We start from the raw sequence: 23,964 nt of genomic DNA, 5'->3' as shown, positions 1-23,964 counted from the left end.
GCATGACAGCGGGGTCCGCACCGGTCGGTGCGGACCCCGCTGTCGTACGTGCCCGGCTTGGCTCAGCCGAGCGGACCGGTGCCGGGCGGCTGGGCGGCCAGGTGCCGCGACGGGATCTCGCCGCCCCCGGCGACGACGATCTCCGTGCCGGTGACGTAGCCGGCCAGCGGCGAGGCGAGCAACAGGCAGGCCGCGGCGACGTCGGCCGGGGTGGCCATCCGCCGCATGGGGATCGTCCGGGCCACGCGGTCCTGTCCCGCCTCGTCGCCGTAGTAGAGGTGCGACAGGTCCGTCCGCACGAGGCCCACCGTCACCTGGTTGACCCGCACCGCCGGCGCGAAGTCGAGCCCGAGGCACCGGGTCAGCATCGTCAGGCCCGCCTTGGCCGCGGCGTACGCGGCGGTGTCCGGGGCCGGGTTGGCCCCGGCGACCGAGCCGATGTTGATGATCGTCCCGCTGCCCTGCCGCTGCATGACCTCGTTGGCCTGCTGGGCGACGTAGAACGGAGCGAGCAGGTTGAGCGTGACGATCGCCGAGACGAAGCGGGGGGAGACCGTCGCGGTGTCGGCGTTCGGCGCGCCACCGGCGTTGTTGACCAGGATGTCGAGCCGGCCGAACCGGTCCACCGCCGCGGCGACGAGGGCCTTGGCCTGCTCCGGGTCGCGCACGTCCGACCGGACGAAGACGGGCGTGCGTCCGTCGACCTCGGGCAGTTGCTCGGGCTCGCTGCGGCCGCACACGAGCACCCGTGCCCCGGCCCTGAGGAAGGTACGGGTGATCTCGGCGCCGATGCCACGGGTGCCGCCGGTGACGATGGCGACCTGGCCGGTCAGGTCGACGCCGTCGGGCGTGGCGGGGGACTGGGTCATCAGAGCCTCTCGATGATCGTCACGTTGGCCTGGCCGCCACCCTCACACATCGTCTGCAGGCCGTAGCGGCCACCGGTGCGTTCGAGCTCGTGCAGCAGGGTGGTCATGAGCCGGGCGCCGGTGGCGCCGAGGGGGTGGCCCAGGGCGATCGCGCCGCCGTTGACGTTGACCCGCTCCGGGTCGGCCCCCGTCTCCTTGATCCAGGCGAGCACGACCGAGGCGAACGCCTCGTTGACCTCGAACAGGTCGATGTCCTCGATCGACAGCCCGGTCCGCCCGAGCGCGTGGGCGGTGGCCGGGATCGGGGCGGTGAGCATCCACACCGGGTCGTCGGCGCGTACCGACAGGTGGTGGATCCGGGCGCGCGGGGTCACCCCGTGCTCGGCCACGGCCCGCTCGCTCATGACGAGCAGGGCGGCCGCGCCGTCGCAGATCTGGCTCGCCGCGGCGGCGGTGACCCGGCCGCCCGGGGTGAGCGGGTTGAGACCGGCCATCTTCTCCAGGCTCGTGTCGGCGCGCGGACAGGTGTCGGTGTCGACGTCGCCGACGGCGCGGATCTCGCGGGTGAAGCGGCCCTCGGCGATGGCCCGCAGGGCCCGCTGGTGGCTGCGCAGGGCGAAGCGTTCCATGTCCTCCCGGCTGATGTCCCACTTCTCGGCGATCATCTCGGCTGAGCGGAACTGCGAGATCTCCTCGTCGCCGTAGCGTTCGCGCCAGCCTTTGGACCCGGAGAAGGGGTCGTCGAAGCCGTACTGCTGGCCGGTGAGCATCGCGGCCGAGATGGGGATGGCGCTCATGTTCTGCACGCCTCCGGCCACGACGACGTCGTTGACCCCGGCCATGACAGCCTGGGCCGCGAAGTGCACCGCCTGCTGGCTCGAGCCGCACTGCCGGTCGACGGTGACCCCGGGTACGTGCTGCGGGAGGCCGCCGGCGAGCCAGGCGGTGCGGGCGATGTCACCGGCCTGCGAACCGATGGTGTCGACGCAGCCGAACACGACGTCCTCGACGGCGTCGGGGTCGATCCCCGAGGAGCTCATGAGGCTGGTGAGCGCGGCGGCGCCCAGGTCAGCGGAGTGGATGCCCGCGAGCGCGCCGCCGCGTCGCGTGACGGGGGTGCGGACGGCGTCCACGATGTATGCCTCTGCCACCGGGGTCCCTTCCTGCGGATTCCTCGCCGGTCGGTGCCGGACGTCGGATCGGTTGAGTCTGCGTGGCTCGCTGACGGCGTGGCCGGCGTTGCCGCAGCTAGTCTAGCAAGCGCTTGGTTGGTAGTCTGTGGTCCGCGCCAGACAAGTGACCGGCTCCGCGTGAGGAGATGTGCGTGAGTGACGTGCTGACCACGATCCCCGCCCTGCTGCGGCAGGCCGCGCAGGACGCCGCCGAAATCGAGGCCCTGGTCGACGGTGACGTACGGATGACCTTCGCCGAGCTCGACGCGGCCGTCACCCGGTTCGCCCGGGCCGCGGTCGCGCACGGTCTCGAGCCGGGGGACCGCGTCGTCGTCTGGGCACCGAACAGCGCGGACTGGGTCGTCAGCGCCCTCGGCGTGCTGGCCGCCGGGGGCGTGCTCTGCCCCGTCAACACCCGCTTCCGCGGGGAGGAGGCGCGGTACGCCATCGCCAAGGTCCGGGCCACGATGGTCATCCTCGACGATACCTTCCTGGGTGCCGACTACCTGGCCGCGCTGCGCGGCGACGGGCCACCACCGGCCATCGGGTGCCCCGTGCCGCTGCTGCCCTCGGTGCGTACCGTCGTCGACCTGTCCGCCGCCGCAGACCGCGAGCAGGCCGCTGCCGGCGTGTGGTCCCTGGCCGGCTTCACCGCGCTGGCCGACCAGGTCGACCCCGCCATCGTCGACGGACGGATCGCCGCCCTCGACCCCGAGGGCATGGCCGACATCCTGTTCACCTCGGGCACCACCGGCTACCCCAAGGGTGCGATGGTCTCGCACGCCTCGAACCTGCGCGTCGACCTGCAGTGGGCCCGGCTCGTCGGGCTGCGGCGCGGCGACCGCTACCTCATGGTCAACCCGTTCTTCCACAGCTTCGGCTACCGGGCCGGCATCCTGGCCTGCCTGCTCATGCGCGCCACGATCATCCCGGTCGCCGTGTTCGACGTCGCGACCGTGCTGCGTCTCGTCGAGCGGGAACGCGTCACCGTCTTCCCCGGCGCGCCCACCGTCTACACCTCCCTGCTCGCGCACCCCGACTTCGGCGCCTACGATGTCAGCTCCGTGCGCCTGGCCGTCACCGGGGCCACGATCGTGCCGGTGCCGCTGCTGCGCCGGATGCGCGAGGAACTCGGCTTCCGCGACGTCATCACCGCCTACGGCCTGACCGAGACGTGCGGCACCGCGACCGTGTGTCCGCCCGACGCCGACATCGAGCGGATCTCGACCAGTTGCGGACGGGCGATCCCGGGCACCGAGCTGCGGATCGCCGGTATCGACGGGCAGGCGCTGCCGGCCGGTGAGTCCGGCGAGGTCCTCGTGCGTGGCTACAACGTCATGCTGGGCTACTTCGAGGACCCGGTCGCCACCGCACAGGCCATCGACGAGGACGGCTGGCTGCACACCGGCGACGTCGGCTGGGTCGACGAGGACGGCTACCTGCGCATCACCGACCGGATCAAGGACGTCTACATGGTCGGGGGCTTCAACGTCTACCCCGCCGAGGTCGAGCGCGTGCTGTGCGAGCACCCCGCGGTCTCCGACGCCGCCGTCGTCGGGGTGCCCGACGCGCGGATGGGCGAGGTTGGCAGCGCCTTCGTGCAGACCGTTCCCGACTGGGGTGGCGACGAGTCGGTGCTCGTCGACGAGCTCGAGGCGTGGTGCCGGGACCGGCTGGCCAACTTCAAGCGCCCCCGCAGCTTCAGCGTCGTTCCGGCCCTGCCACGGACCCCGAGCGGAAAGATCCAGAAGTTCAAGCTCACCGGGTGAGCGCGAACCCGACCAGACCTGACACCGACGGCACCGCCGTCACGGGCACCAGCCCGAAATCGGAGGACACCATGCAGGACGTAGTCATCGTCGCCGCGGCGCGCTCGCCGATCGGCCGGGCCTTCAAGGGGTCGTTGGCCTCGATGCGGGCCGACGACCTGGCGACCCAGATGGTCCAGGCGGCCCTGGCCCAGGTGCCGTCGCTCGACCCGACCCGGATCGACGACCTCATGCTCGGCTGCGCGCAGCCGGCCGGCGAGCAGGGCTGGGGCCTCGGGCGCGTCGTCGCCGTCGAGCTCGGGCTCGACCGGGTCCCCGGGACGACGGTGCAGCGCTACTGCGCCTCGAGCCTGCAGACGACCCGGATGGCGCTGCACGCCATCCGCGCCGGTGAGGCGGACGTGCTCGTCTCCGCCGGGGTCGAGGTGGTCTCGCACTTCGCCGCCGGCAAGTCCGACGGCATGCCGGACACGAAGAACCCGATCTTCGCCGCGGCGGGGGAGCGCACCGCCGCCCGCGCCCAGGGTGGCGCCGGCCCGTGGACCGACCCGCGCGACGCGGGCGAGCTGCCCGACGTCTACATCGCGATGGGCGAGACCGCCGAGAACGTCGCGAGCCACCGCGGGGTGAGCCGCGCCGAGCAGGACGAGTGGGCCGCCACGAGCCAGCAGCGGGCCCGGGCCGCGATCGAGTCGGGCTTCTTCGCCACCGACATCACGCCCGTGACCCTCGCCGACGGCACCGTCGTGGCCACCGACGACGGGCCCCGCGCCGGGGTGACCGTCGAGTCGCTCTCCGGCCTCAAGCCGGTCTTCCGGCCCGACGGTACGGTGACCGCGGGCAACTGCTGCGCGCTCAACGACGGCGCGGCCGCCCTCGTCGTCATGTCCGCCCGCAGGGCCGCCGAGCTCGGCATCACGCCGCTGGCCCGGATCCTGTCCACGGGCGTCTCGGCGATCTCGCCGGAGATCATGGGTCTCGGCCCGGTCGAGGCCTCGAAGCGGGCCCTCGCGCTGGCCGGGCTCTCGATGGCCGACATCGATCTCGTCGAGCTCAACGAGGCGTTCGCCGCGCAGGTCGTCCCCTCCATCTGGGACCTCAAGGTCGCTCCCGAGCGGGTCAACGTCCACGGCGGCGCGATCGCCCTGGGCCACCCGTTCGGCCAGACCGGAGCGCGGATGACGACGACCCTCATCAACGGGTTGCGGGCCCGCGACGGCCAGTTCGGTCTCGAGACGATGTGCACGGCCGGCGGCCAGGGCATGGCGATGGTCGTCGAACGGCTCTCCTAGGGCGCCGCGCCCATCGGCCACAGGGGCCCTGACCAGTGCCCGGTCGATCGTTTGACCGGCAGGCCATTTGCGGTCCGGTCGATGTCAACCCGGACCGGCGCGAGCCCACTCTCTGACCGCCTGCTGCCGGCCTTGCCCCAGATACGGGAAGGACCGCCTCGCCGGCAGTTGCCCGCCGAGCAGAATGCGGCTGCCGGGTCAGGCGGCAGGATGCCCAGGTCGTCGGTCCGCTGCGGGTGACGGGACCAGCGTCCGTGGGGCCGGAACGACGGTGTCGAGCTGCCCCACGCATGCGATCAACCGGCGCCAAACCCCTGCCCGTCCGTGGGGGCAGCTCGACAGCGCGCCTGACCCGGTGTCGGCGTACGGGTTCCGGTGCAGGTCGGGTACCAGACGTGCAGAGGTGGGGCGCGAAGCATTCGGGACGCTACGAGGGCGGCCGACCCGACGACCCACGTCCGCTACTCACGATGAGTAGATCCGTGGACGTGAGCTGGCACCCGCTGGCGCCCGGCTCGCGGCATGACAGGGCTTCGGTCGCCGAGACCATAGGCGTTGACGGTGTTGGGTGACGCGCTGGCGGCACACGCGGCGACGACAACACGTTCATTGCCGCGACGGCCATGAATACTGCGGGGCCGATCCGGACGCGATGGCGTTACCGGGAAGTCGGGGTCGGTGTACGCCGTTGAAGATCAACCGCCGGTCCCGGGGCGCACCCGCTTTCTCAGGTTGGGTGGCGACCGTTCCGCCACCACCTTTCCGGCGGCGTCGTACCCGACCAAGACCGGCGGGTCGACGCTCTCGTTGGCGAGGTACCAGAAAAAGAACACGTCTTCGGCGCGTACGGCTGACCGCACGGACCCGTCGGGCAGTCGCAGTTCCGCCCGTACCGCATCCCCGGCGGCAGCCCACATCGTGTGTATTCCTCTGCCGTCCTCGGATCCGCCCATGGTGCTGAGCGGCTCCGTGCCCCGGTCCGCCGCGCCCGTGCACTGTCCCCCGGCAAGTTTGAAGCTTGTCGGGGCCGGCCGGTCGAGGTCACCGGGCGGCTCGAACAGGGGGGCTATGCAGGTGGTGCCGTCCTGGCCCTTGGCGGACCAGACGGACAGTACGGTGCCGTCCGGGCCCGGTGCCTGGGCCACTCGTCGTGCTGTCTGGACGTCCACCGCGCCCCCGGTTTCGGTTGCCCAGAACGACAACGGCTTAGTGAATGACTCGGGCAGCAGCCCTCCGGCGACGGCGATGCTCGCACCCGAAGCGACAAGCCCGGCAGCCAATGCGGCGGTAAACACGACCCGCCGTCTGTGCGACCGTGGAGGGGCCTCCGGGAGGTCGCCGACGATGTTGACCAACAGGTGTGCCAGCGCTGCTTCCCGAGTCGAGGCAGGCCAGCGGTCATCGACTGCGGTAACCGGCCTGAGCTTCTCGACAACGATCATCATGTCGCGATCCTTGGTCATGCGGTGCCTCCTGCAGATGGCAGTGGACGTTGGGCAGCGTCGACGTGAGGCGGCGCGTCCGGCTCGCCGCTGGCGCGTAGTCGCCGCCGCGCCCTGAACACCCGTACATGGAAGGCCGGTAGTGAGCAGCCCGCCACCCGCGCCGCCTGCTCCGGGGTCAAGCCGTCCCAAGCGATCAGCAGCAGCGCCTCCCGCTCCTTCGGGGTCAGCGTCGCCAGTTGGGTCAGCACGGTAGCGCGCTCCGTGGCGAGAACATCGGCGGCAGCCGCCGGCTCCGCGACCTGCCGGAACCGTTCCAACTCGACGGCCACTCGTGCCTGCCGATGTCCCGATCGACGCAGGTTGGAGATGGTGTTGCGGGCGACCACGAGCAGCCAGGGCAAGGGGTCGTCCGGAACACTGGCGAGCTTCCGCCAGGCCACGAGGAACGTCTCCGACACCACATCCTGTGCGGAATCGGAGTCAAGGTGTCGCAACGCGTACGCCATCACCCGAGGTCCGTGTTCAGTCCACAGCTCCACGAACCGTTGTTCATGCCGCTCGGCTGCGTGCTCTTCTCTCACACCACGTAGTGTCCGGCCACACTTCGGAACTTACGGCGACAGCTGCCAGAGAGTGAGCAGGTGCAGTTCACCCCGGGACGGTGGTCATGCGGCCTTCGCGCCTCGGCGACCCCAGCGCTGTTCGCGTTACCAAGCGATGAACTGTCAACGCACCCTTCTCGGCACGACAGGGCGGCGCCGAACGCGCACGGTCGGCGGCATGAGCGGGCGCTTCGTCACGCCGATCACTGTTGGCCGCGGCTACGAGGGGAACAGCCCCCGCACGCCGACACCCGGCACGGCACAACCTCGGCACCACCAACGACCCGCATCCTCGTCGACGCTCACTGGCGGCCGGCAGGTGCGCGGTCGTCGACCCTCGGTAGGGGCCCCGGTGCGAACGCGACCGGGGTTCCTGTGCCGGGTCGGAGGTGTCGGGGTGCTTGGGTCCGCGGCCGGGCCGGGGTCAGTGCCGGCGCAGCGCCGCCGCGAGGGTCGCGGCCCGGCCGGCGACGGCGGCCGACTGCTCGGCGAACGAGGCCGCGGTGCGGTCGCCACCGCTCATCGCGCCCTGCGCGACCCTGGTGTGCACGCCCTCGACGATGCACGCGGTCTTCCACCAGTTGTAGGCGACGAAGTAGTCGATCCGGGCCAGGTCGGTGCCGGTGGCGAGGCAGTACCGGGCGAGCAGTTCGTCCCGGGTCGAGAAGCCGGGCAGGACCGTGGCCGGGTCGTGCAGCGCACGGGCCTCGTCGTCGGCCTGCGCCCAGTAGACGAGCAGCTGGCCGACGTCGGCCAGGGGGTCTCCGACCGTGGTCAGCTCCCAGTCGAGCACGCCCTGCACCCGCCACCGGGAGTCGAGCATGCAGTTGTCGAGGCGGAAGTCCCCGTGCACGATCCCCGAGCGGGACTGCTCGGGAGCCGCGGCCACGAGATGCTCGTGCGCGGTCTGCAGATCGGGCAGGTCGCGGATCCTGGTCCGGTGCCAGTTGTCGTGCCAGCGCCCGAGCTGGCGGGTGATGTAGTCGCGGCGGTGGGCCAGACCCCCGAGCCCGATGACCTCCGGCCCGAGCCCGTGCAGGGCCACGAGGGCGTCGACGATCGCGGGGCCGATGAGCGCGCGGTCGGCCTCGGTCGTGAGCCGCTCGACGTCGGCGGGGCTGCGCAGGATCGTGCCGTCGAGGTGCTCGAGCACGACGAGAGGGGCGCCGGCCACCTCGCCCGTCTCCTCGACGGCGAGCACTCGCGGCGCCGGGAGGTGGCCATGCAGCCCACGGAGGATCCGCGCTTCGCGCAGCACGTCGTGCGCGGTGGCCGGGTGGTCCCCGAGCGGTGGACGTCGCAGCACGACGACGTGGCCGGCCGCGTCGGTGGTCCGGTAGGTGAGGTTGGAGCGTCCCCCGGCGATGAGCTCGTGTCGCAGGTTCCCCCGCAGCTCGGGCACGGCGCGGCCGAGCCAGGCGTCGACCCCCGCCGGGAGCCCGGGGTGTCGGGTGGTGCCGCTCGGGGCCGGACCGGTCCGGGCATGACCCGCTGCCGTCATGGAGCGCCTCCTCAGTCGCGGGCGAGAATCCCGTCGAGGTACACCGAGACGAGGTCGTCGGCGAAGGTCGCCATGGAGTACGACGGGGTCGGCTTGAACCAGCGGACCGAGAGCCACAGCGAGTCACGCAGCATGCCGTGCAGTACGCGTACCGGGATGTCGTTGCGGAAGTCGCCGCTGGCGATGCCGGCCTCGAGCACCTGGATCCAGGCCCGCTGGATCGAGGCGGCCGACTCGCGGATGTGCTCGTAGCCCTCGATCGTGGGCAGGTAGGTGCTCGAGTTCTGGTAGATCTCGGTCGCGTGCGGGTGTGCCTCGATGTTGGCCAGCGAGCTCGTCACGAGCTCGCGTAGCTGGGTCGCCGGCCTTTCCTCGGACGCCAGCACCTTGGCGTAGCGGTCGGTCAGGTCGGTCAGGTAGTCCGAGATGATCGCGTCGACCATCTCGTCCTTGGACTTGAAGTGGTGGTAGAGGCTGCCCGAGAGGATGCCGACCGAGTCGGCGATCTCGCGGACGGTCGTGGCGCCGATCCCCTTGGCGGCGAACAGGTGCGCGGCGTTGTCGAGGATGACCGAGCGGCGGTCCTGGGTCGTCGACATCTGGGATGCTCCCGGTTTCCTCGAACGTTGTCGGTCAAGCGCTTGTTTATACCACTCGACACCCCCTGTGCGCGTGGAGGCAAGGATCTTCCTTGACCGGGGAGATCGTGTCGCCTAGCGTTCAACCAACCAAGCGCTCGTTAGATTGCGCGGAGGTTCGCGCTCCGGCTTCGATCGCCGAGAGGGGCTGCCCGCATGCCCGATCCGATCCCCACCGTGCCGCCCGGCAACGGGCCCGGTCGTCCACCCGCCGCCAGCCTCGACGAGGGGGCCGGCCTGCTCGCCGGCCGCGTCGTCATCGTCACCGGCGCTGCCAACGGGTTGGGGGCGGCGTACGCGCGCGGCATCGCCGCGGCCGGGGCCCACGTGGTCGCCGTCGACGTCGACGAGCGGGGACTCGAGCGGCTCGGCGGGCAGCTCGCCGCGGCTGGTGGCCGTGGCTCGATCCGGGTCGCCGACGTCGCGGACTGGGCGACCGCGCACGACGTCGTGCGTGACTGCCTCGCCGAGCACGGCCAGCTCGACGGCCTCGTCAACAACGCCGGCGTCTTCGCCATGGCCCACGCCGGCACGGAGGCCGAGGCCGCCGTGCGCCGGCTGCTCGAGGTCAACGTGCTCGGCACCATCGCCTGGGGCGACGCCGCGATCGCGGCGATGCGCACCCAGGGCCACGGGGTCCTGGTCAACGTCACCTCGGGCGAGCAGATGGGCCGCGCCGAGACGGCCGTGTACGGGGCGACGAAGGCCGCGATCGCCACGCTCACCTACGCGTGGGCAGCCGAGCTCGCCGAGGCCGGGATCCGCGTCAACGCCATCTCCCCGAACGCGCAGACCCGGATGGCCGAGGTGCTCGCGCAGTTCCGGGGTGCCCCGAGCGGGCAGAACGCGGGGATCGCCCCCGAGGCCAACGTGCCGCTGCTGATCTACCTGCTCTCGGACCTCAGCGCCGAGCTCACCGGCCAGGTGCTGCGCGCCAACGGTCCCGAGCTCATGCTGACGACCCACCCGGCGCTCGCCGACCCCGTGCTGCGGCACGCCGCGTGGACCCCGGAGCGGATCGCCGAGGCCGTCACGGCGCGGCTGCGGCCGCACCTGGCGCCCCTCGGGGTGCGCCGGGTGCGCGTCGAATACCTCGACTGACCGACGTCCGACACCCGGACGACCCCGAACCCGACAGGGGCCCGATGTCCACCACGATCAACCCGCTCTGCGTCAGCGGCATGGCCGCGATGTCCTGGGCCCTGCCCGAGGAGATCGCGATGTACCGGCGTACCGGCACCGACCTCGTCGGCCTGCAGTGCGGAAAGGTCGCCGCCTTCGGCGTGCCGGCCCTCGGCGACCTGCTCGCCGAGCACGACGTACGGCTCGGCTACCTCGTGCACGGCTTCACCGCCCATCCGGACGACGAGTCGGGCTGGGCGCAGCAGGTCGCGGCGCTGCGGACCGGCGTCGTCGACGCCCGTACGCTCGGAGCCGACCTCGTCTACCTCACGTCGGGCCCCTCGGCGCACCTGACGTGGGAGGCGGCGGCCGACCGGTTCGCCGAGCGGATCGCCCCGGTCGTGGCCACCGCCCGTGAGTACGGGGTGCGCCTCGCTGTGGAGAACACCCTGCCGGTCAGGTGCGACCTGAGCTTCACGCACACCGCGCGGGACGCCCTCGCCCTGGCCGACCTCTGCGGCATCGGCATCTGCCTCGACCTCTACTGCTGCTGGCAGGAGCGGGGACTGGCCGACCTGGTCCGCGAGCGGGTCGCGCGGATCGAGATCCTGCAGGTGTCCGACTTCCGGGTCGGCACCTCGACCTTCCCGAACCGGTGGGTGCCCGGGGACGCCGACCTGCCGATGGCCGGCCTGCTGGGGAGCGTGCTGCGGGCCGGCTACACCGGCATCGTCGACGTCGAGCTGCTCGGCCCGGCCATCGAGGCTGAGGGGGCCGAGTCGGCGGTGACCCGCTCGATCACCTGGCTGCGCGAGCAGATCGCGGCGGTGCGTCCCTGAGCGCTCAGGGCGCGTCCGCCCACCGCGGCGCGCGCCTGGCGACGAACGCGGCCGCGCCCTCGGCGGCATCGGGCCCGGCCAGCAGTTCGAGGGTCGCGAGCCGGTTGGCCGCGGCGAGGTCGCGTTCGCGGGGGTCGAGGCTCAGGTGCATGAGCCGCTTGGTCGCCAGCACCGCCGCCGGAGAGTGGGTCGCGATCCGGGCGCCGAGCGCGAGCGCGCGCGGGAGGACCTCGTCGGCGGGTACCACGGCGTTGACCAGGCCCAGCTCGTGGGCCCGGGCCGCCGGAAGTGGCTCGGCCGTCAGCCCGAGCTCGAGGGCGACGGCGATCGGCAGGCGACGGGGCAGGTCGGTGCCGCCCTCGGAGGCGGCGATGCCGCGCCCCACCTCGGGCAGTGCGAAGTAGGCGTGCTCGGCCGCGACCACGAGGTCGCAGGCGAGGGCGAGCTCGAAGCCGCCGCCGACGGCGGGCCCGTTGACCGCGGCGATGACCGGCTTGCGGTAGCCGCCGCGCAGTAGCGTGAGAGGGCTGCGGGCCACGTCGACCAGGCGTCCCTCGGCCGCGGCGCGCAGGTCCATCCCGGCGCTGAAGGACAACTCGCCGGTGCCGGTCAGCACGACCGCGCGCACGCCCGGGTCCGCGTCGTACCCGAGCAGGGCGTCGGTCATCGCCAGGAGGGTGTCGGGGTCGAGGGCGTTACGCACCTGAGGGCGGTTGATCCTGACGACGCCCACCGCGCCGACGCGCTCGCACACCACCGTGCCCATCGTCCCGCCCTCCTTCGCATCAGGGTCTTGACCCACTCCCGATGGCTGTTAGTCTACCAACCAAGCGCTTGCTACATGGTGGCCCGGCCACGGATGCCCGGCACGCGACTCGCCTTTCCGCACCGCTCGCCACCGCGCTGGAGCAGTGCCCCGAGACGAAACGATGAGGGACACATGGCCGACAAGACTCTGACAACGCGCGACGTCGTGTCGCGGCTCCGATCCGGAATGACCATCGGCATCGGGGGATGGGGCTCACGGCGCAAGCCCATGGCCCTCGTACGCGAGATCCTGCGCTCCGACCTCAGGGACCTGACCGTCGTCAGCTACGGCGGGCCGGACGTCGGCCTGCTCTGTGCCGCGGGCAAGGTCAGGAAGGTCGTCTTCGGTTTCGTCTCGCTCGACAGCATCGCCCTCGACCCGCACTTCCGTGCCGCGCGGCAGAGGGGCGCCGTCGAGGTCGCCGAGTACGACGAGGGCATGCTCCAGTGGGGGCTGTACGCCGCCGGCATCCGCCTGCCCTTCCTGCCGACCCGCGCCGGGCTCGGGTCGGACGTCCTGAAGCACAATCCCGACCTCAAGCTCGTCCAGGACCCGTACGGTACCGAGCAGCTCGTGGCCATGCCGCCGCTGCGCCTCGACGCGGCCCTCGTGCACATGAACCGCGCCGACGCCCAGGGCAACGGCCAGTTCCTCGGGCCCGACCCGTACTTCGACGACCTCTACTGCCTCGCCGCCGACCAGGCCTTCATGTCCTGCGAGCGGATCGTGCCCACGGCCGAGCTCAGCGCCGCCGGGCACTCGGCGACGATCAAGATCAACCGTCAGCTCGTCGCCGGCGTCGTCGAGACCCCGAACGGCGCGCACTTCACCTCCTGCGCCCCCGACTACGAGCGCGACGAGGCCTTCCAGCGCGAGTACGTCAAGGCCGCCGGCGACCCGCAGGCCTGGGCCAAGTTCGAGAAGCGGTACCTGTCCGGTACGGAAGATGACTATCAGGCGGCCGTCGCCGCCCGAGCCGAGGAGGTCGCATGAGCAGCGCCGTCACCGAGTCCGCGGACCAGCCCACGGGCAGCGCCAGCACTGCCGACGCGCCGGTGACCCGCGCCGAGTACTGCGCGGTCGCCGTGGCGGACGCGTTCGCCGGCGACGGCGAGTCCATCGCCAGCGCCTTCGGCACGATCCCGGCCATCGGCGTCCGCCTCGCCCGGCTCACCGTCGCCCCCGACCTGCTGCTCACCGACGGCGAGGCCCACTTCGTCTCCGGCACCTGGCCGATCGGCGCGGACCCGCACGCCACCGAGGGCGTCGTCGTCGAGGGCTGGAGCCCGTTCCGCACGATCTTCGACCTCGTCTGGCACGGCAAGCGGCACGTCATGATGATCCCGGTCCAGATCGACGGGCACGGCAACACCAACATCTCGGCCATCGGCGACTACGCCCAGCCGAAGGTCCAACTGCTCGGCGTGCGCGGCGCCCCCGGCAACAGCGTCTACCACCCGACCAGCTACTGGGTGCCCAACCACTCCACGCGCAGCTTCGTCCGTACCGTCGACATGATCTCCGGCGTCGGCACCGACAGCGCCCGCGCCGCCGGCCCGGCCGCGAGCGCGTACCACGATCTGCGCCGGGTCGTCACCAACCTCGCGGTCCTCGACTTCGGCGGTCCCGACGGCGCGCTGCGCCTGCTCAGCCTGCACCCCGGCGTCACGCTCGAGGAGGTCCGCGCGGCCACCGGCTGCGACCTGCACGTCGAGGGCGAGGTCCCGGCCACCCGCGAGCCGACCGCCGAGGAGCTGCGCCTCATCCGCGAGGTCATCGACCCCCGCTCGCTGCGCGACCGCGAGATCCCCGCATGAGCCGGGCCCAGGAGCCGCACCCGACGCTGCGCACCCGGGCGACCGACCTGTTCGGGGTGCGGTACCCGATCGTCCAGACCGGCATGGGCTACGTCTCCGACGTGCGCCTGACCACCGCGACGGCCAACGCCGGCGGGCTGGGCATCCTCGCGGCCGGCCTGCTGTCCTACGACGAGCTCGTCGTGGCCGTCGAGCAGATCCAGGCCGGCACCGACGCGCCGTTCGGCGTCAACATCCGCGCCGACCAGCCCGACGTCGTCAAGCGCATCGACCTGCTCATCTCGGCCGGCGTCAAGGTCGCCTCCTTCGCGCTGGCCCCCAAGCAGGAACTCATCGCCAGGTGCAAGGACGCCGGCCTCGTCGTCGTCCCGTCGATCGGCGCGCGCCGCCACGCCGAGAAGGTCGCCGCGTGGGGCGCCGACGCCGTCATCGTGCAGGGCGGCGAGGGCGGCGGCCACACCGGCGGGGTGCCCACCAGCCTGCTGCTGCCCCAGGTCGTCGACGCCGTCGACATCCCGGTCATCGGCGCCGGCGGCTTCTTCGACGGCCGCGGCCTCGTCGCCGCGCTCGCCTACGGTGCCGAGGGCATCGCCATGGGCACCCGCTTCCTGCTCACCAGCGACTCGCCCGTCGAGTCGTCGGTCAAGGACGTCTACCTGGCCAAGACGGTCAACGACACCGTACTGACCCTCCAGGTCGACGGCGTGCCGCAGCGCGTGCTGCGCGCCGGCACGATCGAGGAACTGGAGCGCACCTCCGCGCCCGGCCGACTGCTGCGGGCCGTGCGCAACGCCGTCGCCTTCCAGAAGCTGTCCCGCACGCCGTGGGGCGACATGGTCCGCGAGGGCCTGGCCATGCGCAAGGCACACGACCTGACGTGGAGCCAGGTCGTCATGGCGGCCAATGCCCCGATGCTCTACCGGTCGGCCCTGATCGAGGGCAGGACCGACGTCGGCGTCATGGCCACCGGCCAGGTCGTCGGACTCATCGACGACGTCCCGAGCGTCGCCGAGCTCATCGACCGCATCATCGACGAGGCCACCCGGACCCTCGACCGACTCGGCGTGCCCGCGCCGGTCGCGTCGGCCCCGGCCCTGCCCGAGGAGGACTAGTCATGGGAGCACTGCAGGGACGGGTCGTCGTCGTCACCGGCGCCGGCCGCGGCCTCGGCCGAGAGCACGCGCTGCTCGCCGCCGCCGAAGGCGCCTCGGTCGTCGTCGCCGACACCGGCGCCGCCGCCGACGGCACCGGCGGCGACCCCGCGGTCGTCGAGGCCGTCGCCGCCGAGATCACGACCGCCGGCGGGCAGGCCGTGGCCAGCACCGCGGACGTCGCCACCACCGAGGGCGCCCGCGAGCTGCTCGCGCTCGCCCGCGACACCTACGGGCGCGTCGACGGCCTCGTCAACAACGCCGGCATCCTGCGGGACCGGATGTTCGTGAACATGAGCGAGGACGACTGGGACGCGGTGATCCGCGGCCAGCTGCGCGCGACGTTCGCGCCGTGCCGGGTGTTCGCCGACCACTGGCGCACCGAGTCCAAGGCCGGCAACCAGCCGGTCGCCTCGATCGTCAACGTCTCCTCGACCTCGGGCCTCATCGGCGCCGTCGGGCAGACCAACTACGGCGCGGGCAAGGCCGCCATCGCGGCCCTCACCGTCATCCTCGCCCAGGAGATCGGCCGCTACGGCGTACGCGTCAACGCGATCGTCCCGGTCGCGCGTACCCGGATGACCCAGGACCTGCCCGGCATCGGCGAACTGGTCGCCGCCCCGGCCGACCCCGCCGCGTTCGACGTCTACCACCCGGGCAACGTCTCCCCGCTCGTCGCCTGGCTGCTCACCGCCGACGCGCCGGTGACCGGCGAGGTGTACTACGCCAAGGGTGGCGAGATCCGTCGCTTCGCGCCGTGGAGCTACGACTGGACCATCGACAAGGGCGCCCGCTGGAGCGTCGGGGAGATCGCGAAGGAGATGGCCGCCCGTGCCTGACACCGGTCACACCAACGCCGCCGACTGGGCCGGCCCCGCCCACGGGCTGCTCTCCGGGCGCTCGGTGCTCGTCACCGCCGCGGCCGGCACCGGCATCGGCTTCGCGACGGCGCGCCGCGCCGCCGAGGAAGGCGCGCGGGTCGCCGTCAGCGACCGGCACGAGCGCCGCCTCGCCGAGTCGGTCGACGAGATCGAGCGGCTCACCGGGACCCGGCCCCTCGGGGTGCCCTGCGACGTCACCGACCAGGCCCAGCTCGACCACCTCATGGACACCGTCGCCGCCGAACTCGGCGGCATCGACGTGCTCGTCAACAACGCCGGCCTCGGCGGCACCGCGGCCGTGCAGGACATGACCGACGACCAGTGGGACTCCGTCCTGTCGGTGACCCTGACCTCGACGTTCAAGGCGACCCGGTCGGTGCTGCGGCACATGATCCCGGCCGGTAAGGGGGTCATCGTCAACAACGCCTCCGTCATCGGCTGGCGCGCGCAGAAGGGGCAGGCGCACTACGCCGCGGCCAAGGCCGGCGTCATGGCGCTGACCCGGTGCGCGGCCCTCGACGTCGCCGAGCACGGCGTCCGGGTCAACGCGGTGTCGCCGAGCATCGCGGTGCACGCCCACCTGGCCAAGGTGACAAGTGACGAGCTGCTCGCCCAGCTCTCGGCCCAGGAGGCCTTCGGCCGGGCCGCGACGCCGTGGGAGATCGCCAACGTCATCGTCTTCCTCGCCAGCGACTACTCGTCGTACATGACCGGCGAGGTCGTGTCCGTCTCGAGCCAGCACCCGTGACCGTCCGGTGCGCGCCGGCGACCCGCGCCGGCGCGTACCGATGAACGAAAGGAGCTCGTCGTGGCCAACCCCGACGCGCAGGGCGTCACCGGCGCCCCCTTCCGGCTCGACGTCGAGCGCGGCAAGATCCGCGAGTTCGCGCTGGCCACCGGAGCGGCCGACGCGGCCTACCTGCGGGAGGAGGACCCGGTCGTACAGCCGACGTTCCTCACGACGACCTTCTTCTGGCAGGGCGATGACGCCGACCCGTGGCCGGCGGTCGAGCTCGACCAGCAGCGCGGCCTGCACGCCGAGCAGCAGTACACCTTCTTCGGCGAGCCGCCGCGCGCCGGGACCAGGCTCACCTGCCAGTCGCGCATCGGCGAGATCTACACCAAGGTGGGGCGCCGCGGCGGTGAGATGACCTTCGCGGTGATGTACACCGACTTCCGCGACGAGACCGGGCGTCTCGTCGCCCAGGCCAAGCTCACCGGGGTCGAGACGGCCCGGCCGCCGGACAGCGGGGCCGCGACGCAGGACGGAGCCTCCGCATGAGCGACACGACCGTCACCACCCGGCCCGGCACGACCGAGGTCGGCCTGCCCGTACCGGCGGCCCCGCCGGCGCGCGTCCACGGCCCGGTGACCCGCACCGACTTCGTCCGCTACCAGGGCGCCTCGGGTGACATGAACCCGATCCACCACGACGAGGTCTTCGCCAGGGCCGCCGGGTTCCCGAGCCCCTTCTCGGTGGGCATGTGGCAGGCCAGCCTGCTCGGCACGTACGCCACCGACTGGCTCGGCGGCCGGAACGTGCGTGACTTCCGCATCCGGTTCCTGGCCCAGGTGTGGCCGGGCGACACCCTCACGCTCGAGGGCGTTCCGCTGCGCACCTACGTGATCGAGGGTGCGGACGGACGTGAGGGCCGCGTCGACGTCGAGCTGACCTGCCGGCGTCAGACCGGCGACACGGCCGTCACCGCCTGGGCGACGTTCGTGCTGCCCGAGGCGGCCCCCGACGCCGCGACACCCGGGACCGGCGAGCGGCCCGAGACCACCGAGGAGCAGGGATGAGCCCCACGACCCACGCATCCGTGACGACGACCGTGCACCCCGACGGGATCGCCGAGGTCGTCGTGGACAACCCGCCGGTCAACGCGCTGCCCGTGGCCGGCTGGTTCGCCCTCGCCTCCGCCCTCGACGCCGCCGGCGCCGACGAGTCGGTGCGGGTCGTCGTGCTGCGCGCCGAGGGCCGCGGCTTCAACGCCGGCGTCGACATCAAGGAGATGCAGCACACCGACGGCTTCACCGCGCTGCTCGGCGCCAACCGCGGCTGCTACGCCGCGTTCAAGGCCGTCTACGAGTGCCCCGTCCCGGTCGTCACCGCCGTCAACGGATTCTGCCTCGGGGGCGGCATCGGCCTGGTCGGCAACTCCGACGTCATCGTCGCCTCCGACGACGCCACCTTCGGCCTGCCCGAGGTCGACCGCGGCGCCCTCGGCGCCGCGACCCACCTGTCCCGGATGGTGCCCCAGCACCGGATGCGCGCCATGGTCTACACCTCGGCCACGGCCACCGCCCAGGAGCTGCACGCGTACGGCTCGGTCCACAGCGTCGTGCCCCGCGAGCGGCTGCGCGAGGCGGCGTTCGCCGTCGCGACGCAGATCGCCGCGAAGGACCCCATCGTCATCCGGGCCGCGAAGGCCTCCCTCAACGGCATCGACCTGTGGGACGTCAACCGCAGCTACCGCTTCGAGCAGGGCTTCACCTTCGAGCTCAACCTCACCGGGGTCGCCGACCGGATCCGCGACGAGTTCGCCGGCACCGACAAGGCGGCGCGCCCGGGCAGCGAGGGCTGAGCCGTGCGTGCGATGGTGGTCCGTGAGCTCGGGGGTCCCGAGGTGCTCACGCTCACGGACGGGCCGCAGCCGCAGCCCGGCCCCGGGCAGGTGCTCGTCGACGTCGTCGGCGCCGGGGTGAACTTTCCCGACGGCCTCATCGTCGCCGGCACCTACCAGACCAGGCCGGAGCTGCCGTTCGTGCCCGGCTGCGAGGTCGCCGGCACGGTCGCGGCGCACGGCGACGGGGTGACCGGCCCGCCCGTCGGCACCCGCGTCATCGGCTTCTGCGGCATCGGCGGCTACGCCACCCAGGTGCTCGTCGACGCCCGCCTGGTCCACCCGTTGCCCGAGGGCATCGACCTCGTCGAGGCCAGCACGATTCCCGTCGTCTACGGCACGTCGTACCACGGGCTCGTCGACCGGGCCGGTCTCGCCGCCGGCGAGACGCTGCTCGTGCTCGGCGCCTCCGGTGGCGTCGGCCTCACCGCCGTGCAGATCGGCAGGGCCCTCGGCGCGACCGTGATCGCGGCCGCCTCGACCGAGGACAAGCGCGAGCTGTGCCTGGCGCACGGGGCCGACCACGCGATCGGCTACGACGACCTGACGGCGACGGTGCGCGAGCTGACCGGCGGCGCCGGTGCCGACGTCGTCTACGACCCCGTCGGCGGCGACGCCGCCACCGCGGCGCTGCGTACCCTCGCGTGGGCCGGGCGGTTCCTCACCGTCGGCTACGCGACGGGCGAGATCCCGCAGGTCAAGCTCAACCGGCTGCTGCTCACCGAGGGCGCGGTGCTGGGGGTCCTCTGGGGCGCCTGGGCCAAGCGCAACCCGGAGGCCAACGCCGCGAACATGACGACGCTGCTCGGGTGGATCGCGGCCGGCCGGCTGAGGCCACACGTCAGCGAGGTCTTCCCGCTGGAGGAGGCCGCCCGCGCGCTCGGCACCGTGCTGAACCGTGGCGCCCGCGGCAAGATCGCCCTCCGGATGAAAGCAGGCAAGGAATGAAGGTGGCTGACCCGACCGAGCTGACCCAGATGGACCTCGGCCCCGGCCCGCGCTCGCGGGAACTGCTCGCGACGTTGCGCACGTTCATGGCCGAGCACGTCTACCCCGCCGAGAAGGTGTACGCCGCCGAGCTCGGCGCCGCGGCCCGCGAGAACGGGGGAGTGTCCCACGTCCTGCCGCCGGTCGTCGAAGAGCTGAAGGTCACGGCGCGCGAGCTGGGTCTGTGGAACCTCTTCCTGCCTGACCTGTCGGGCCTCACCAACCTCGAGTACGCCTACCTGGCCGAGGAGACCGGACGCTCGCCCTACCTCGCTCCCGAGGCGCTCAACTGTGCCGCGCCGGACACGGGCAACATGGAGCTGCTGCACCTGTTCGGCACGCGCGAGCAGAAGCGACAGTGGCTCACCCCGTTGCTCGAGGGCACCATGCGTTCCGGCTTCGCGATGACCGAGCCGGACGTCGCCTCCTCCGACGCGCGCAACATCGCCACCTCGATCGTGCGCGACGGCGACGCGTACGTCGTCAACGGCCGCAAGTGGTGGACGACCGGCGCGGCGGACCCGCGCTGCGACATCCTCGTGCTGATGGGCAAGACGGACCCGGAGGCGGCCGTCTACCGGCAGCAGTCCATGGTCCTCGTGCCGGTCGACACCCCCGGGGTGACGATCGTGCGCTCGCTGCCGATCTTCGGCTACCACGACCAGCACGGCCACTGCGAGATCCGGTTCGACGACGTACGCGTGCCGGTGACGAACCTGCTCGGCGCCGAGGGCGACGGTTTCGCGATCGCCCAGGCCCGTCTCGGCCCGGGCCGCATCCACCACGCGATGCGCTGCATCGGCATGGCCGAGCGCGGCCTCGAACTCTTGGTGCGCCGGACGATGGCCCGCGAGGCGTTCGGCGGCCCGCTCTCCGAGCAGGGCGTGGTGCGCACCTGGATCGCCGAGTCCCGCCTGGAGATCGAGCAGGCCCGCCTGCTCGTGCTCAAGACGGCCTGGCTCATCGACCGGGTCGGGCCCGAGGGCGCGGCGACCGAGATCGCCGCGATCAAGGTCGTCGCGCCGCGGGTCGCCCGCAACGTGCTGGACCGTTCGATCCAGGCGCACGGCGGTGGTGGGGTCACCGACGACTTCCCGATGGCCCGGATGTGGGCCAGCGCCCGGATCCTCGGCATCGCCGACGGCCCGGACGAGGTGCACCTGCGCACGGTGGCGCGCACGCAACTGCGCCGCTACCGGGACGCGGCGCCGACGGGCGCCGCCGAGACGAGGAGGGGCTGAGATGGACCTGACCTGGTCGGCGCAGGACGAGCAGTTCCGGGCGGAGGCCCGCGACTGGCTCGCGGCGAACGTGCCGCGGCAGCCGCTGCCATCCGGGGACACCGCGGAGGGCTTCGCCGCGCACCTGGGGTGGGAGCGGACGCTGCACACCGACCGGTGGTCGGTCGTGTCGTGGCCCAGGGAGTACGGCGGCCGCGATGCCTCGATCTGGCAGTGGCTCATCTTCGAGGAGGAGTACTACCGGGCCGGTGCGCCGCAGCGGGTGACGCAGAACGGCATCTTCCTGCTGGCCCCGACGATCTTCGAGTTCGGCACGAAGGAGCAGCAGGACGAGTTGCTGCCGCGGATGGCGGCGGCGCGGGACCTATGGGCCCAGGGCTGGTCGGAGCCGAACGCGGGCAGCGACCTGGCGGGGATCCGGTCCCGGGCGGTGCGGGACGAGCGGGCCGGCGGGTGGCGCCTGAGCGGGCAGAAGACGTGGTCGACCCGGGGCGCGTTCTGCACCCACCTGTTCGGTTTGTTCCGCACCGACCCGCAGGCCCAGCGGCATCGGGGACTGACGTACTTCCTCGTGCCGCTGGACACCCCGGGCGTGACGGTGCGCGGGTTCGACCGGCTCGACGGTGACGAGGGCTTCGCCGACGTGTTCTTCGAGGACGCGTTCGTACCGGACTCGGCGGTTCTCGGCGGCGTCGACCAGGGCTGGTCGGTCGCGATGTCGACGACCGGGTCGGAGCGGGGCCTGACGCTGCGCTCACCGGGGCGTTTCCGCAAGGCGGCCGACGCGCTCGTGGCGCTCGCGGGCGAGCGGGCCGAGGCGGCGACCGATCTGCTCCGCGACCGGGTGGCGCGCTCGTGGATGCAGGCGCACGCCTACCAGCAGTTCACGCTCGCGCAGGTCACCGACATCGTCGAGGGTCGCCCGGCCGGTGCGCGGTCGAGCCTCAACAAGGTCTTCTGGTCCGAGCTGGACATCGCGTTGCACGAGACGGCGCTGGAACTGCTCGGTCCGGACGCGCTCGTCGACGGCCCCTGGACCCGCGGCTACCAGTTCTCGCTGTCGGGTCCGATCTACGCGGGCACCAACGAGATCCAGCGCAACATCATCGCCGAGCGCCTGCTCGGTCTGCCGAGGAGGTGACCAGGCGTGCGGTTCGCTCCGAGTGACGAGCAGCGTGACCTTGAGGCGGTCGTCCGTCAGGTGCTCACCGAACGGTGCCCGCCGGCGACGGTGCGCGCCGGAGCCGGGTCGGCGCAGGTGGCCTCGCTGGCCGAGAGCCTGGCCGGCCTCGGCGTGGCGGGGCTGCTCGTGGCCGAGGACGACGGCGGGCTGGGTCTGGACGAGAACCACCTCGTGTCGGTCTTCGCGCAGATCGGATACTCCGCCGCCCCGCTGCCGCTCGCGGCGACCCTCGCGGTCGCTCCGGCGGTGCTCGCCTCGGGCGCCCCGGACCTGCTGGCGAGCCTCGTCGAGGGGTCGCTCACGGTCGGTGCCGACCCTGCGGCGACCGGGCGGGTCGCGTTCGGTTCCGGTGTCGACCTGGTGCTGAGCGGCGGCTTCGGCGGGACCGGGCGCATCGAGGTTCTCGACGTGTCCGAGGCGACGGCCTTGGCCTCGCCGTCGGTGGACTTCGCGCTGGACCTGACCGGGTACGCGGGCGCGCGGCTCGTGGCGACCGTGGACGACCCGCGGGTGGTGCGGCTGGCCTGGGAGCGGGGAGTGCTGGCGGCCTCGGCCGAGCTTGTCGGGCTGTCCCGACGGATGCTCGAACTCACAGTCGAGCACGTGCGCGCCAGGGAGCAGTTCGGGGTGCCGATCGGCAGCTTCCAGGCGGTCAAGCACCACCTCGCCACGGCGCTGCTGCAACTGGAGTTCGCCGCGCCGGTGGTGGCGACGGCCGGGTTCGAGCTGGCCGCGGGCGTCCCGGGCCGGCTGCGCTCACTGGCGACGGCCAAGGCGTTGGCGTCCGAGGCGGCGCACGTCGTGGGCCGGGCTGCCCTGCAGTGCCACGGCGCGATCGGTTACACGACCGAGTACGACCTGCAGCTGTTCCTCAAGCGGTCGTGGGCTCTGGAGGCGTCGTGGGGCAGCGCCTCCTGGCATCGGGCGGCGCTGCTGGAGGACCTCGGTGTCGGCCTGACCGGCGCGCGCCCCGCGTCCTGACCGCTGGCCCCGTAGGCACTCACCGGCGGCCCACGACCCTCACGACGTACACCCGACCCCGGGGCGAGAAGGAGATCCAGATGAGCGAGACCAGCGACGCGGCGGTGGAGGTCGTCCGGTACGAGACGCGGGGGCCGGTGGCCGTCGTGACGATGAACCGACCGGAGTACCGCAACGCGCAGAACTCCGCGATGACCTATGCCATCGACGACGCGTTCTACCGCGCGGCCGCCGACGACGAGGTGAAGGTCATCGTCCTGGCGGGTGCGGGGAAGCACTTCTCGGCCGGCCACGACATCGGCACGCCGGGTCGGGACGTCGACTCGTCGTTCGACCGGCGGGCGGGCCTGTGGTGGGACCACGTCGGAAAGGCCGGGGTGGACAGCCGGCTCGCCCGCGAGTCCGAGGTGTACCTCGGGATGTGCCGCCGCTGGCGTGAGCTGCCCAAGCCGACGATCGCCATGGTGCAGGGAGCGTGTGTCGCCGGTGGCCTCATGCTCGCCTGGGCGTGCGACCTGATCGTCGCGTCGGACGACGCGTTCTTCGCCGATCCGGTCGTGCGCATGGGGATCCCCGGGGTCGAGTACTTCGCCCACCCGTGGGTGCTGGGTCCGCGGTTCGCCAAGGAGTTCCTCTTCACCGGCGACCGGATGCCGGCGGCGCGCGCGGCCGAGCTCGGCATGGTCAACCGGGTCGTCGCCAGGGACGACCTCGAGGCGGAGGTCATGGGGCTCGCCGCGCGGATCGCACAGATGCCGCGGCTGGGTCTCGCGCTGACCAAGAAGGCGGTCAACCAGGCCGAGGACCTCATGGGCCTGCGGGACGGGATGGATGCGGTGTTCGGGCTGCACCACGCGGCCCACGCGCACAACGCCGAGGTGGGCACCGACTCCCTCGGCGGCCAGGACGCCCGGAGCATGCGTGACGCCGCGAGAAGGGAAGGGTGAGCGATGAACATCGTCGTACTCGTCAAGCAGGTGCCCGATTCGGGCGCGGACCGCAGCCTGCGTGCTGACGACAACACCGTCGACCGCGGTTCGGC

The 23,964-nt window shown here is 72.4% G+C and carries 24 protein-coding genes and 1 pseudogene; 18 read left to right on the top strand and 7 right to left on the bottom strand.

All coding sequences use genetic code 11. From position 1 onward, the window contains the following. Positions 1-62 precede the first annotated feature (62 nt). On the bottom strand, positions 63-869 hold the full coding sequence (locus ABZ573_RS14375) for an SDR family oxidoreductase (protein ID WP_358118424.1): 807 nt from the start codon (positions 867-869) through the stop codon (positions 63-65). Then, entirely contained in the window at positions 869-2,020 is a 1,152-nt protein-coding gene (locus tag ABZ573_RS14370; protein WP_358118422.1) for an acetyl-CoA C-acetyltransferase, read from the bottom strand. Before ABZ573_RS14370 ends, ABZ573_RS14375 begins: the two co-directional genes overlap by 1 nt. A 182-nt stretch (positions 2,021-2,202) precedes the next feature. On the opposite strand from ABZ573_RS14370, the gene ABZ573_RS14365 reads away from it, so the two are divergent. Then, positions 2,203-3,810: a FadD3 family acyl-CoA ligase gene (locus ABZ573_RS14365; protein ID WP_358118661.1), complete on the top strand. Its 1,608-nt coding sequence runs from the start codon at positions 2,203-2,205 to the stop codon at positions 3,808-3,810. Positions 3,811-3,881: 71 nt separating this feature from the next. Then, positions 3,882-5,102, top strand: coding sequence for an acetyl-CoA C-acetyltransferase (locus tag ABZ573_RS14360; RefSeq protein ID WP_327028858.1), 1,221 nt, complete (start codon positions 3,882-3,884; stop codon positions 5,100-5,102). A gap of 695 nt (positions 5,103-5,797) precedes the next feature. On the opposite strand, the gene ABZ573_RS14355 is transcribed toward ABZ573_RS14360, so the two are convergent. From ABZ573_RS14355 to ABZ573_RS14340, 4 genes are all read right to left on the bottom strand, one after another. Beyond that, positions 5,798-6,565, bottom strand: a complete 768-nt coding sequence (locus tag ABZ573_RS14355) for a hypothetical protein (protein ID WP_358118419.1) — start codon at positions 6,563-6,565, stop codon at positions 5,798-5,800. Next, entirely contained in the window at positions 6,562-7,128 is a 567-nt protein-coding gene (locus tag ABZ573_RS14350) for an RNA polymerase sigma factor (protein ID WP_311410307.1), read from the bottom strand. Before ABZ573_RS14350 ends, ABZ573_RS14355 begins: the two co-directional genes overlap by 4 nt. 445 nt (positions 7,129-7,573) lie before the next feature. After that, complete coding sequence (locus tag ABZ573_RS14345) at positions 7,574-8,650, bottom strand: phosphotransferase family protein (RefSeq protein ID WP_358118417.1); 1,077 nt, start codon at positions 8,648-8,650, stop codon at positions 7,574-7,576. 11 nt (positions 8,651-8,661) lie between these two features. After that, complete coding sequence (locus ABZ573_RS14340; protein WP_151454513.1) at positions 8,662-9,249, bottom strand: TetR/AcrR family transcriptional regulator; 588 nt, start codon at positions 9,247-9,249, stop codon at positions 8,662-8,664. A gap of 195 nt (positions 9,250-9,444) precedes the next feature. Here ABZ573_RS14340 and ABZ573_RS14335 point away from each other — a divergent pair, with 195 nt between their 5' ends. Continuing rightward, positions 9,445-10,389, top strand: a complete 945-nt coding sequence (locus ABZ573_RS14335; protein ID WP_358118414.1) for an SDR family oxidoreductase — start codon at positions 9,445-9,447, stop codon at positions 10,387-10,389. A 44-nt stretch (positions 10,390-10,433) separates the two neighbouring features. Beyond that, positions 10,434-11,249, top strand: a complete 816-nt coding sequence (locus tag ABZ573_RS14330; protein ID WP_358118412.1) for a sugar phosphate isomerase/epimerase family protein — start codon at positions 10,434-10,436, stop codon at positions 11,247-11,249. A 4-nt stretch (positions 11,250-11,253) separates the two neighbouring features. Here the strand turns inward: ABZ573_RS14330 and ABZ573_RS14325 are convergent, their stop codons facing one another. Then, complete coding sequence (locus tag ABZ573_RS14325) at positions 11,254-12,015, bottom strand: enoyl-CoA hydratase-related protein (protein WP_358118410.1); 762 nt, start codon at positions 12,013-12,015, stop codon at positions 11,254-11,256. 174 nt (positions 12,016-12,189) lie between these two features. On the opposite strand from ABZ573_RS14325, the gene ABZ573_RS14320 reads away from it, so the two are divergent. From ABZ573_RS14320 to ABZ573_RS14255, 14 genes and pseudogenes are all read left to right on the top strand, one after another. Further along, positions 12,190-13,050, top strand: a complete 861-nt coding sequence (locus tag ABZ573_RS14320) for a CoA-transferase (protein ID WP_327028855.1) — start codon at positions 12,190-12,192, stop codon at positions 13,048-13,050. Beyond that, positions 13,047-13,874 carry a CoA-transferase gene (locus ABZ573_RS14315; protein ID WP_358118407.1) on the top strand — a complete coding sequence of 276 codons (828 nt, stop codon included), beginning with the start codon at positions 13,047-13,049 and terminating at the stop codon, positions 13,872-13,874. The genes ABZ573_RS14320 and ABZ573_RS14315 overlap by 4 nt, the downstream gene beginning before the upstream one ends. Continuing rightward, positions 13,871-14,986 carry a nitronate monooxygenase gene (locus ABZ573_RS14310; protein ID WP_151454519.1) on the top strand — a complete coding sequence of 372 codons (1,116 nt, stop codon included), beginning with the start codon at positions 13,871-13,873 and terminating at the stop codon, positions 14,984-14,986. The genes ABZ573_RS14315 and ABZ573_RS14310 overlap by 4 nt, the downstream gene beginning before the upstream one ends. A 2-nt stretch (positions 14,987-14,988) precedes the next feature. Next, positions 14,989-15,864, top strand: a complete 876-nt coding sequence (locus ABZ573_RS14305; protein WP_358118404.1) for an SDR family NAD(P)-dependent oxidoreductase — start codon at positions 14,989-14,991, stop codon at positions 15,862-15,864. Continuing rightward, positions 15,857-16,654 (top strand): SDR family oxidoreductase, encoded by a 798-nt coding sequence (locus ABZ573_RS14300; protein ID WP_358118402.1) that lies wholly within the window; start codon positions 15,857-15,859, stop codon positions 16,652-16,654. The genes ABZ573_RS14305 and ABZ573_RS14300 overlap by 8 nt, the downstream gene beginning before the upstream one ends. Before the next feature lie 60 nt (positions 16,655-16,714). Then, on the top strand, positions 16,715-17,188 hold the full coding sequence (locus ABZ573_RS14295) for a MaoC family dehydratase N-terminal domain-containing protein (RefSeq protein ID WP_358118400.1): 474 nt from the start codon (positions 16,715-16,717) through the stop codon (positions 17,186-17,188). Continuing rightward, positions 17,185-17,706, top strand: coding sequence for a MaoC/PaaZ C-terminal domain-containing protein (locus ABZ573_RS14290; RefSeq protein ID WP_358118398.1), 522 nt, complete (start codon positions 17,185-17,187; stop codon positions 17,704-17,706). Before ABZ573_RS14295 ends, ABZ573_RS14290 begins: the two co-directional genes overlap by 4 nt. Then, complete coding sequence (locus ABZ573_RS14285; protein ID WP_327028853.1) at positions 17,703-18,491, top strand: enoyl-CoA hydratase family protein; 789 nt, start codon at positions 17,703-17,705, stop codon at positions 18,489-18,491. The genes ABZ573_RS14290 and ABZ573_RS14285 overlap by 4 nt, the downstream gene beginning before the upstream one ends. A gap of 42 nt (positions 18,492-18,533) precedes the next feature. Then, on the top strand, positions 18,534-19,478 hold the full coding sequence (locus tag ABZ573_RS14280) for an NADPH:quinone oxidoreductase family protein (RefSeq protein ID WP_225852176.1): 945 nt from the start codon (positions 18,534-18,536) through the stop codon (positions 19,476-19,478). A 29-nt stretch (positions 19,479-19,507) separates the two neighbouring features. Continuing rightward, positions 19,508-20,758 carry an acyl-CoA dehydrogenase family protein gene (locus ABZ573_RS14275; RefSeq protein ID WP_151454530.1) on the top strand — a complete coding sequence of 417 codons (1,251 nt, stop codon included), beginning with the start codon at positions 19,508-19,510 and terminating at the stop codon, positions 20,756-20,758. A 1-nt stretch (position 20,759) separates the two neighbouring features. Next, the gene (locus ABZ573_RS14270; RefSeq protein WP_358118395.1) at positions 20,760-21,899 is read left to right on the top strand and encodes an acyl-CoA dehydrogenase family protein; all 1,140 of its coding nucleotides are present in this window, start codon (positions 20,760-20,762) and stop codon (positions 21,897-21,899) included. 6 nt (positions 21,900-21,905) lie between these two features. Then, positions 21,906-22,922 (top strand): acyl-CoA dehydrogenase, encoded by a 1,017-nt coding sequence (locus tag ABZ573_RS14265; RefSeq protein ID WP_151454527.1) that lies wholly within the window; start codon positions 21,906-21,908, stop codon positions 22,920-22,922. Between the two features lie 80 nt (positions 22,923-23,002). Then, entirely contained in the window at positions 23,003-23,869 is an 867-nt protein-coding gene (locus ABZ573_RS14260) for an enoyl-CoA hydratase (protein WP_358118392.1), read from the top strand. A 3-nt stretch (positions 23,870-23,872) separates the two neighbouring features. Next, a pseudogene (locus tag ABZ573_RS14255) lies at positions 23,873-23,964 on the top strand (electron transfer flavoprotein subunit beta); the annotation flags it as partial.

The sequence above is a fragment of the Micromonospora sp. NPDC007220 genome, from assembly GCF_040634035.1.
Lineage (GTDB): Bacteria > Actinomycetota > Actinomycetes > Mycobacteriales > Micromonosporaceae > Micromonospora > Micromonospora reichwaldensis.
This window is presented reverse-complemented; position numbering and strand designations above follow the sequence as displayed.

Coding starts and splice junctions, on each gene's coding strand:
- ABZ573_RS14375 (WP_358118424.1), bottom strand. CDS start 869: ATGACCCAGTCCCCCGCCACGCCCGACGGCGTCGACCTGACCGGCCAG.
- ABZ573_RS14360 (WP_327028858.1), top strand. CDS start 3,882: ATGCAGGACGTAGTCATCGTCGCCGCGGCGCGCTCGCCGATCGGCCGG.
- ABZ573_RS14355 (WP_358118419.1), bottom strand. CDS start 6,565: ATGACCAAGGATCGCGACATGATGATCGTTGTCGAGAAGCTCAGGCCG.
- ABZ573_RS14345 (WP_358118417.1), bottom strand. CDS start 8,650: ATGACGGCAGCGGGTCATGCCCGGACCGGTCCGGCCCCGAGCGGCACC.
- ABZ573_RS14340 (WP_151454513.1), bottom strand. CDS start 9,249: ATGTCGACGACCCAGGACCGCCGCTCGGTCATCCTCGACAACGCCGCG.
- ABZ573_RS14335 (WP_358118414.1), top strand. CDS start 9,445: ATGCCCGATCCGATCCCCACCGTGCCGCCCGGCAACGGGCCCGGTCGT.
- ABZ573_RS14330 (WP_358118412.1), top strand. CDS start 10,434: ATGTCCACCACGATCAACCCGCTCTGCGTCAGCGGCATGGCCGCGATG.
- ABZ573_RS14325 (WP_358118410.1), bottom strand. CDS start 12,015: ATGGGCACGGTGGTGTGCGAGCGCGTCGGCGCGGTGGGCGTCGTCAGG.
- ABZ573_RS14320 (WP_327028855.1), top strand. CDS start 12,190: ATGGCCGACAAGACTCTGACAACGCGCGACGTCGTGTCGCGGCTCCGA.
- ABZ573_RS14315 (WP_358118407.1), top strand. CDS start 13,047: ATGAGCAGCGCCGTCACCGAGTCCGCGGACCAGCCCACGGGCAGCGCC.
- ABZ573_RS14310 (WP_151454519.1), top strand. CDS start 13,871: ATGAGCCGGGCCCAGGAGCCGCACCCGACGCTGCGCACCCGGGCGACC.
- ABZ573_RS14305 (WP_358118404.1), top strand. CDS start 14,989: ATGGGAGCACTGCAGGGACGGGTCGTCGTCGTCACCGGCGCCGGCCGC.
- ABZ573_RS14290 (WP_358118398.1), top strand. CDS start 17,185: ATGAGCGACACGACCGTCACCACCCGGCCCGGCACGACCGAGGTCGGC.
- ABZ573_RS14285 (WP_327028853.1), top strand. CDS start 17,703: ATGAGCCCCACGACCCACGCATCCGTGACGACGACCGTGCACCCCGAC.
- ABZ573_RS14275 (WP_151454530.1), top strand. CDS start 19,508: ATGGACCTCGGCCCCGGCCCGCGCTCGCGGGAACTGCTCGCGACGTTG.
- ABZ573_RS14270 (WP_358118395.1), top strand. CDS start 20,760: ATGGACCTGACCTGGTCGGCGCAGGACGAGCAGTTCCGGGCGGAGGCC.
- ABZ573_RS14260 (WP_358118392.1), top strand. CDS start 23,003: ATGAGCGAGACCAGCGACGCGGCGGTGGAGGTCGTCCGGTACGAGACG.